This window comes from Sulfitobacter mediterraneus (genome assembly GCF_003054325.1).
In the GTDB taxonomy this organism is placed as follows: Bacteria; Pseudomonadota; Alphaproteobacteria; order Rhodobacterales; family Rhodobacteraceae; genus Sulfitobacter; species Sulfitobacter mediterraneus.
The window spans coordinates 1-8,639 of sequence record NZ_QBKU01000024.1; the positions used below are offsets into that span (position 1 = coordinate 1).

An 8,639-nucleotide genomic window follows, 5' to 3' on the forward strand; every position below is an offset into this window, starting at 1 on the left:
GCACGTAGTTCGTCCGGATATCTCTTCCCAAAGTTCTTCTTTTCCATAACCCAGTATCCTTACTTCTGGGTCTCCGCCAAACAAGGGGCGGTTCAGTTTAGGCAGGCAGCCCCGCAATCTCCAAGTTTTTCATTGCCCGGAGAAGGTGTTCCGCCGGTGCCTTCCCGAATACCATGCGAAGGTTCTCAATTTTCAGGTCTGCCTTACGTTTTAGAATTTGGCTAACAGATTCCTGCGCCGCCACATCGTCATTCAATTCAATATAGGTGGCAGCGAGGAAGACATGGGGAAAGAAAGAAGCTGGACGAAGCCTCGCCGACTGGTTCAAGCACTCTACCGCCGCGTCGAAATTCCCGATTGCGAACAGCATTGAGCCTTTTAGTAGGTAGAAGTTCCAGCGACCGGGATCATTTGGGCTTAACCTTATCGCTGCGTCGAAACTGTCGGTCGCTTCCACACACCGGCCCGCAAGGTTCAAAGCGAACCCGAGTTCGTGGTGTGCAAGTGCGAGGTTAGAATTTAGACGTACAGCCGTCTGGCATTCCGCGACCGCCGTATCAAATTCGCCCATCCAGCTGTTCACAACCCCTAACGCGATATGTGCCAGCGCCCCACCGTCATCAAGCAACACTGCCTTTTCCGCAGCTTGAAGGGCCTCGGCAATAATCTCCTCAGGCGATCCACCATAGCTGGTTTGCCCGGATCGATTGGAATACGCGCCCATAAGCGCGACCATTGCATATGCGTCGGAAAAATTGGGATCGCGTCTGATCGCGAGATCAAAGTGACGTTTGGCCTCTGCGTGATCCTCGACGCTGAACGGTCGGTAGTAAAATGCTAAGCCTTTTTGATAGCTCTGCCACGCACCTAGTGTTGGATGGTTGGATCGCATGGATCGGTCCATCTCCGCCTTGCTAAGGGCTGGAACCAAAACGCCCGTTATCGAACGCGTCACCTCGTCCTGCAGGTCAAATAGTTCTCCTTGCGGTCGATCATATGTCTCCGCCCAAATGTTTTTGTCTTCTTTGGCGTCGATGAGTTGAACGTTCACTCTGACTCTGCTGGGCGAGGCCCTAACGCTACCCTCGACAAAATACCTAACGCCGATTTCAGCCGCGAGGTCTGCTGAACTTGCGGCTGAGCCTTTGAATGCAAACGTGCTGTTTCTGCCGATGACTGATAACCATTGAAATCGCGCGAGCGCTGTAATGAGGTCTTCCACGATGCCATCAGCGAGGAATTCCTGCTCTTTGTCGCGGGAGAGCAATTTGAACGGCCTTATTGCAATTGATGGCTTCGAGGTTTCGTCCTTGCGGTCGTTCTTTGCGGCTGTTGGCGCTGCCTCCATGCCTCGCCCAAATGCGATCATCGGTTCGTCAATATTCTTGAGGTCTTGAGCGCCAAGATTTTGAAACTCTGACGCTAGCCGACCATCCATTGCCCGTCGCGCGGCGTCAGAGATAACAATCGCTCCTGCCGCTGCCATTTCTTGCAGGCGTGCTGAGATATTCATGCCGTCACCATATATGTCTTCGTCTGCAATCGTAACTTCGCCAATATGCAACCCGATCCGCAACTGGATCGTTGAGCCGCCCTCTACCGCATCCTGCAACGCCAGAGCGCATGACGCAGCATCGGTGATGCTTTGAAATTCGATGAACCAACCATCACCCATACTTTTGAGGATGGCTCCATTGTTCTGTTCCACCAGGGGTGACAATAGATCTTTCCGAAGACTGCGAAGAGACGACAATGTCCCGCTTTCATCCGATCCCATAAGTTTGGAATAACCAACAACATCGGCCGCCAGAATTGCTGCTAGTCTTCTATCCATTTTCTAGATCTTTCAAAGCGTATGATACGGGCTTGCGAGAGGGATATTCGCAGAATGATGTAGGCCGGAAAGGTTCGTAATTGAGCAATTACCAGTTGGTCCCCATACTTCAGAGGCTCAACCGAACATACGCCATAAATTCGTGGAACTCAGGATGCAGATTGAAGGTCGCACTCTCTACAAAACCCTCGATCCGTTCAAAACCAAGACTTTCATAGAGACCCAGCATTTCCACATTGGCTTTGAACGTATCGGCAAGCAATGTTTTCAGACCCATCTCACGGGCAGTTTGAATGCGGCGCTCGACCAACCGCCGACCAAGCCCGGTTCCACGCGCTGTAGGTCGAACATAAAGGCGCTTCAATTCACCTTTACCATCTTCGATGGCACGCAGACTGCCCATGCCGATAAGATTTCCGTCAGGATCGCGGGCAAGCAAAGTTTGACCTGTTGGTGGGAGGTAGTGATGTGCTTCTCGCCAGAATTCGTTGATGACGAGAGATGTATCCGGTGAGGGCCCACCGATGCTGGTGAGGCGGTCTACCATGACATCGAAGTACTCCTGGAGCATCCCGTCCATCTCATTGCGATCCGGTATTTCTGTCAGGCTTTCGATAAGAATATTCATACGACTTTAATATCCGAATAGGGGCAATATTGTCTCAGGCTATCGTGTGTTTCTATGCCTTTTTGATAGAAATTACAAAACAAGCCGATTAAATTTGGTAAAAGCAGCATGGTCCGAACACAGCCACCCAGCCTGCTAAAACAAGCACTACGGCTCAAGTTTGTCACCCCAATTCAGCCATGCGGCATCTTCCGGCGGTAGGAGTGAAGCGCAAAGAGCGTCATAGCGTTCAATGTCCTCGCTCGTTAAACGACCTTCCCATTTGTTTGATGTTCCAGACGCAAAAAACCCGGCCTGGTCGCGAAAAGGTGACTTTTCGTCAAACCTCGTTTCACTCGTCTCGGCTACTTTGCGCATACTGGCGAATGTGTTGGCCTCCGTCACATCGCTTATCGTCTGCGCGGGCAAGGAGATATCCAAGATACCTGCTAGACGCGTTATCTGCCCATGCAAATCGCGGCTAAGATCGGCGTAATGGAAAAAGTGGACATTTCCGTTTGGTTGCCGCGTCTTCGCCTGCGCGTAGTGATGAACAATGGACGATATTGTTAAGTCGTCAGTGCCTGCATCCGTCAGCGGGTCGTCCAGAAAACGCCTAAACCCCACCGACAAATCTGGGGGGTACATTCCAATCAGATCACTGTTGTCCTTCATGTTTTCAACATGGCTGCGAAAGGAAAAATGCGCATCCGCCGGGTGGCGATAGACGACAATATAGGTTGGTTCCACACCATAAGCGATCCCGTCCATTGGTGTGTGACTTTTGAGGCAGCGACGACGTGTCAGACTGTCCTGCGATGCCGCCATCGCCTTCTGATCACGAAACCCAGCATCGAGCCAAGGAGAGTCCTCTCTGTTGCCTGCCTCTGGAACAACGCGACCATAAATGAGCATCATAGCGATGTTCAACATCCATGTCGTTCCACACTTGGGGGGCGTATTCACGATGATATCGTCTGGGCGAAGAGCAAAATATTCCCAAACGTCCGTGTTGGTCAAAGGACCTGAATAATCTTGAAGGCGCTCAGTCTGCACTTTTGTCATCTTCGTCCCCTAAGCCATAGTCTTGCAGCGTAATTAACCATGTTTAAGGTAACGGCTGTTAGCTAAAAATTCGAAATTGGGCAGATCTCCAAAAATTTTGGTAGGCGAACGAAAGCCTGCAACGCCCGCTGACCGAAGATTCAGCCGGAAGAATGCCGCGACCTTTACCAATGGCTGCAATGCCGTGCCGCACCGCAGCAACGTCGAGCGTGTTGAGAGTCCGCTCTGGGCCGCTCGGAACTCTCTGTTCGCCTGAGCCATTGGTTTGACCCCGCAAAACGAGTACTCATTCTGGTATGCGTAGTCTTCCTACACTTTCTGACCGACATGCCGACACTGCACGGTATCCGCCTGGCGTGGCATACATGGATGGGCAGTATTTGCCGATCAGCGAAGCAAAGATCTCCGTGCTTGACTATGGGTTCCTTCACTCGGACGCGACCTATGATGTGGTCCACGTCTGGGAGGGAGCCTTTTTCCGGTTGGATGACCATCTTGATCGTTTCTTCGCTGGTCTGGACAAGCTGCATATGTCGATCCCTTATGACAAGAAGCAGGTCACAGATATCTTGCGCAACTGCGTCGCGCTGTCCGGCCTCAAGAACGCCTATGTCGAGTTCATTTGTACGCGCGGGACGTCGCCGACCTTCAGCCGTGATCCCCGTGACGCCGTCAACCGCTTCATCGCCTTCGCCATCCCGTTTGGGTCGGTGGCCAATCCAGAGCAATTGAAACACGGGTTGCACGCGGCAATCACGCCACTTCAGCGCATTCCGCCCCAATCGGTCGATCCAACAGTTAAGAACTATCACTGGTTGGATTTGGTGAAAGGGCTCTATGCGGCTTTTGAAGTTGGCGCCGACACAGCCATGCTTGTTGATGCGGAGGGCAACGTGTCAGAGGGTCCAGGGTTCAACATCTTCGCGGTGACGGATGGGAAGGTCCTGACACCGAAGTATGGCGTCTTAAGGGGCATTACCCGACAAACGATATTCGACATCTGTCACACGTTGGGTATCGCGTGTTTGGCAGGGGACCTGTCGCCTGCGAAGCTAAAGCAGGCTGACGAAGTGTTTGTGACGTCGACAGCCGGAGGCGTCATGCCAGTCACGAAGATTGATGCAGAGCCGATGGGGCGGGGATTACCTGGGCCGCTAACAGGGCAGATCACTGAGAGGTATTGGGGGATGCATCGTGACGATAAGTATCGGCTTTTAGTCGAGTATCCCGCGACGACGTAGTACCTTGGTACCGGCAGGCATTTGAGCACGAAACGTCTAGAGACACTGTCTGCCCATTGCTAAGGCGACAATAGTCTACAGGATAGATCGCGCCCAAACTTTGAAAGGAAGAGTCGTGACTGAAGATATCGAATTGAGGGGTCAGTGCATGTGCGGCTCGGTGCAAGTGCGCGCTGCCTCCAACCGAAATCGTGTAGCGATTTGTCATTGCGACATGTGTCGCCGCTGGTCGTCAGGGCCGTTCATGAGTGTCAATTGCCGCGAGGTGGCATTCAACAATGAGGGTTCTGTGAGCCGGGTTCGCTCGTCGGACAGGGCGGAACGGGGGTTTTGTCGGGAATGCGGTTCCAACCTATTCTATCGCATAGTCGGCCAAACAAACTATCAGATGGCCGCGGGGATCTTTAACAACCAAGATCAGTTCCGGATGGCGCTGCAGGTCTTTGTCGACGAGAAGCCTTCTTACTATTCGTTCTCAGAGCAAACGAAGTGCATGACCGCGGCGGAAGTCCTAGCGATTCATGCGCCCAAGTAGGACTAACGAGAACCAAGCAGTCATGTGTCGGGCAGCAGCAGCAGGACGGTCAGGCTCTGAATTTGAACAGAGCGATACTTTGCTGTCGCAGCTAATGACGGCAATGCGGGCTGCGACTGTAGCATCGCGATCAGCCGTTGGCTGTCGGCAATGGGCCGTCCAAAAGCGATCCTTACGTCGGGCAGCCGTGACGTATGCTTTCTGGATCAGGGTTTCCACTCGAACCCGACAGCCTTCTCTGACACCTCCCAAAGCCGTGTCATGACGGATTTGTAATGTGCGTGGGTATTCAGGGTGCCTTTGCCAACCGGACCGACCGCTTCCATGCGGCCAGTCGGACCGTAAAGGGCGCGTTGCTCGGACAGGGCCTCTTCGGTCGCACACATAACCTCAGGATATGAGCCTTGTTCTGCAGTCTGGACCATCGGCGTCTTGGTCATTAGCCACCAGATGAAACGCATTGTCCGGCTTCCGCTGGTGGTGATCAGCGATGTGGCTGACGAGCCTGGATGACAGACGAAGACCTGGACTTCTCTGCGCCCTGCAGTGGCCAGCCGGTCCTGCAGCTCGTAAGCAAACATCATTTGCGCCAGCTTGCTCTGCGAATAGGCGGTGTTTGCGCCGTAGCCCTCATCCCAGTTCATGTCGTCGAACTTGATGGTCTTGAGACCCATGTTGTAGCCGAGGCTGGCGACGACCACGATCCGGCCTTTGCTTTCCGCGATGCGGTCAAAGAGCAGACCATTGAGCAGAAAATGTCCGTAGTGGTTGGTGCCAAGCTGGCTTTCGAACCCGTCGACGGTCAGCTTGCGCGTCGGCACCTGCGCGATGGCCGCGTTGTTGATAAGCGCGTCGATCCGAGGCACCGTCTTCAGAACTTCTTCGGCAGCCTCGCGCACGCTGTCCAAAACGGACAGGTCCATGCGGACGAAGCTCACGTCGGCTTTCGCGCCGAATTCCTGTCTCAGGTCTGCGATTGCCGCCTCGGATTTCTCGGCCGAGCGGTTCAGCATCACCACCTTGGCGTTCTTCTTCAGAAGAATGCGCGCGGCTTGAAAGCCTGCGCCAGCGTTGGCGCCGGTGATGATGTAGGTCTTGCCTGACTGGTCGCCGAGGCGCTCGGGTGTCCAGCCTCTGGGTCCGAATGTCGTATCTGCCATTTTCTGTCTCCTGCCAGCCCAATCTGGCGGTTTGAGGTGTTGTTGCTTGAAGGCACAGATAGGACCTGGCTGGGCACGGAAACAGGCGATATCCTCTCGATTACTTGCCCATTCGTCTCAACCCCATTGCAAAGATGAAAGTCCTCTGCCAGCTAGAGCGCATGAGCAAAGACCAGATCAAGGACCTTATCGAGCGCCATCTGTCAGAGGCAGGCCTCGTCGATACCGCGTTGAAAGGCGTCCAGCTTTTCCGGGTGACCGAGGCCATGCCCTGCGTGCCTGCTGTCTACGAGCCCACGGTGGTGGCGATTCTCAGTGGCAGCAAGGAAGCTGTTCTGGACGGTGAGCACCACGTCTATGGCAGCGACCAATACCTGCTCTGCCCAATGACACTGCCGGTCGAAGCGGGCACGCCACAGGCCTCCGAAGCGGATCCTCTGCTCGGTGCAGTGATCGCTTTGGATCCACGAATGATGCGCGAGCTCACCATGGAGATCGAGACCGCCGGTGGAGGCAACAGACAGTCTCGGGGCGGAGCGCCGTCGGCTTTGGCATTGGCTTCTTGGGATGCTGGATTCACGCAAGCTTTGATGCGGCTACTCGAGCTGCTCGACAATCCAATTGATCTGGAGGTGCTGGGAACAGGGAGGCTTCGGGAGTTGTGCTACACAGTGCTCATGGGAGAGGCCGGAGCCGCCGCAAGACGTGCCTTTGGTGTCGGCAACGAAATCGCGCGTACTATCGACTTTCTCTCGAACCACCTGAAGGAACAGGTCACCATCGACGATATGGCAGACCACGTGGGCATGAGCCGCGCTGTCTTTCATCGGCGATTCAAGGAAGCTACGGCAATGTCCCCAATCCAGTTTGTGAAATCGATGCGGTTGAACAACGCCGCGATGAAGATCGCCGAAGGAAAGACCGTTTCGGAGGCGGCCTGGGACGTGGGGTATCAAAGCTCTTCTCAGTTCAGCCGCGAGTTCAAGCGGGTGTATGGCCAGTCACCGCGGCAATGGAGCCAAGCGACGCAGATTCCAGAACGACTGAACTAAGGTGCCACTGCCACTTCAGGCTCGTGGTGAATGTCCGGAAAGCGGCCTGCGACTGCAGCATTCTGATCTATAGTTGAGTGACCGGTTTGGTGAAGATTTTTCGAAGCGGGCCGGGGTGTGACGGTTGTGCTTGGTGCTCGTGCGGCCCGCGTTGGAAAATCTCCCAAGGTGGAAGCCGCGGGGACTGGGCGGCGTCTATGGGGATTTTGTGCTGTCAGTTGATGCGACGGTGATCTGAGCGGATGGGTTGACGCTTTTTGTGTCGAAGTCAGGTGGCTTCTTGTCGCGCGGCTCTGCGTGCGAAACAATCCCTTTTGAAGGCATTGCAGCAGTATTTGACGCTGGAGTTTGCACGGCGCATCTCGACCGGCCCGTTGCAGCTTGTTGCTGCCGGTTTGAGCGTGTGATCAGTGACAGGCGTTCAATCATGCGGCCTGTTCCCGAGGTGGCGCACGTGACATTGGTTTCTGCCCTCGACGGAAGATTTCGATGATCCGCATAGGTCCGCCGCAGCACGGGCATGGTTCGCGCATGGTGAGAGCGGTGACGTCTGGCTCAGTGTTTTGGGCATCTTCTTTGTCAGGTGGCTGGATGCAGAGCAGCCCGCGGATTTTGGTGAGATTGGCTTTGCGGGTGCCGCTGGCCAGTAGGCCGTAATGACGGATGCGATGGAAACCATCTGGTAGGACGTGGATCAGGAAACGGCGGATTAACTCTGGCGTGGCGAGGCGCATGACCTTTTGACGCTGCCCGCGCTTTATGCGGTAGTCTTTCCAGCGGAACGCGACGATATCGGCATCGGCGCTGACCAATCGGCGGTTCGAGATCGCCACCCGGTGGGTATACCGGCTCAGGTATGAGAGCACGGCCCCGGGGTCGCCGAAGGGTGGCTTGGCATAGACCACCCATTCGGTTTTACGTAACGGGGCGAGCCATTTGGTGAAGGCGGCGGTGTCGGCCAGTCCTTCGCGATCACCGAAGAACGAAAGTTCGCCCGCCTGGTGCAGTGCCAACAGACCTTCAATGAATAAGCGACGGAATAACCGCGCCTGTCTGAAGTCAGCGCTTATGGGTCCAAATAGTGTCATTTGCTAAGAGAGGGTTTGTTGCTCATCGTAACCACCGAGGAGTGGACGATGAGAAAG

General features: G+C 54.7%; 7 protein-coding genes and 1 pseudogene. 3 read left to right on the forward strand and 5 right to left on the reverse strand.

Features of this window, described 5'->3' with window-relative positions:
• Window positions 1-97: 97 nt before the first annotated feature.
• The 3 genes from C8N31_RS19915 to C8N31_RS19925 form a co-directional block, all read right to left on the reverse strand.
• Entirely contained in the window at window positions 98-1,834 is a 1,737-nt protein-coding gene (locus tag C8N31_RS19915; RefSeq protein WP_025050058.1) for an adenylate/guanylate cyclase domain-containing protein, read from the reverse strand.
• 109 nt (window positions 1,835-1,943) lie between these two features.
• On the reverse strand, window positions 1,944-2,462 hold the full coding sequence (locus tag C8N31_RS19920) for a GNAT family N-acetyltransferase (RefSeq protein WP_051544673.1): 519 nt from the start codon (window positions 2,460-2,462) through the stop codon (window positions 1,944-1,946).
• A 147-nt stretch (window positions 2,463-2,609) separates the two neighbouring features.
• Window positions 2,610-3,506 (reverse strand): sulfotransferase domain-containing protein, encoded by an 897-nt coding sequence (locus C8N31_RS19925; protein ID WP_025050060.1) that lies wholly within the window; start codon window positions 3,504-3,506, stop codon window positions 2,610-2,612.
• Window positions 3,507-3,871: 365 nt separating this feature from the next.
• On the opposite strand from C8N31_RS19925, the gene C8N31_RS19930 reads away from it, so the two are divergent.
• Together C8N31_RS19930 and C8N31_RS19935 are read left to right on the forward strand one after the other, a co-directional pair.
• Window positions 3,872-4,747 (forward strand): aminotransferase class IV, encoded by an 876-nt coding sequence (locus C8N31_RS19930; protein ID WP_025050061.1) that lies wholly within the window; start codon window positions 3,872-3,874, stop codon window positions 4,745-4,747.
• Between the two features lie 115 nt (window positions 4,748-4,862).
• Complete coding sequence (locus C8N31_RS19935) at window positions 4,863-5,282, forward strand: GFA family protein (RefSeq protein WP_025050062.1); 420 nt, start codon at window positions 4,863-4,865, stop codon at window positions 5,280-5,282.
• 206 nt (window positions 5,283-5,488) lie between these two features.
• Here the strand turns inward: C8N31_RS19935 and C8N31_RS19940 are convergent, their stop codons facing one another.
• Window positions 5,489-6,442 (reverse strand): SDR family oxidoreductase, encoded by a 954-nt coding sequence (locus C8N31_RS19940; protein ID WP_025050063.1) that lies wholly within the window; start codon window positions 6,440-6,442, stop codon window positions 5,489-5,491.
• 161 nt (window positions 6,443-6,603) lie between these two features.
• On the opposite strand from C8N31_RS19940, the gene C8N31_RS19945 reads away from it, so the two are divergent.
• Complete coding sequence (locus C8N31_RS19945; protein WP_025050064.1) at window positions 6,604-7,494, forward strand: AraC family transcriptional regulator; 891 nt, start codon at window positions 6,604-6,606, stop codon at window positions 7,492-7,494.
• Between the two features lie 425 nt (window positions 7,495-7,919).
• Here C8N31_RS19945 and C8N31_RS19950 read toward each other — a convergent pair.
• A pseudogene (locus C8N31_RS19950) lies at window positions 7,920-8,543 on the reverse strand (IS91 family transposase); the annotation flags it as partial.
• Window positions 8,544-8,639 lie beyond the last annotated feature (96 nt).

Coding starts and splice junctions, on each gene's coding strand:
- C8N31_RS19920 (WP_051544673.1), bottom strand. CDS start 2,462: ATGAATATTCTTATCGAAAGCCTGACAGAAATACCGGATCGCAATGAG.
- C8N31_RS19925 (WP_025050060.1), bottom strand. CDS start 3,506: ATGACAAAAGTGCAGACTGAGCGCCTTCAAGATTATTCAGGTCCTTTG.
- C8N31_RS19945 (WP_025050064.1), top strand. CDS start 6,604: ATGAGCAAAGACCAGATCAAGGACCTTATCGAGCGCCATCTGTCAGAG.
- C8N31_RS19915 (WP_025050058.1), bottom strand. CDS start 1,834: ATGGATAGAAGACTAGCAGCAATTCTGGCGGCCGATGTTGTTGGTTAT.
- C8N31_RS19940 (WP_025050063.1), bottom strand. CDS start 6,442: ATGGCAGATACGACATTCGGACCCAGAGGCTGGACACCCGAGCGCCTC.
- C8N31_RS19930 (WP_025050061.1), top strand. CDS start 3,872: ATGGATGGGCAGTATTTGCCGATCAGCGAAGCAAAGATCTCCGTGCTT.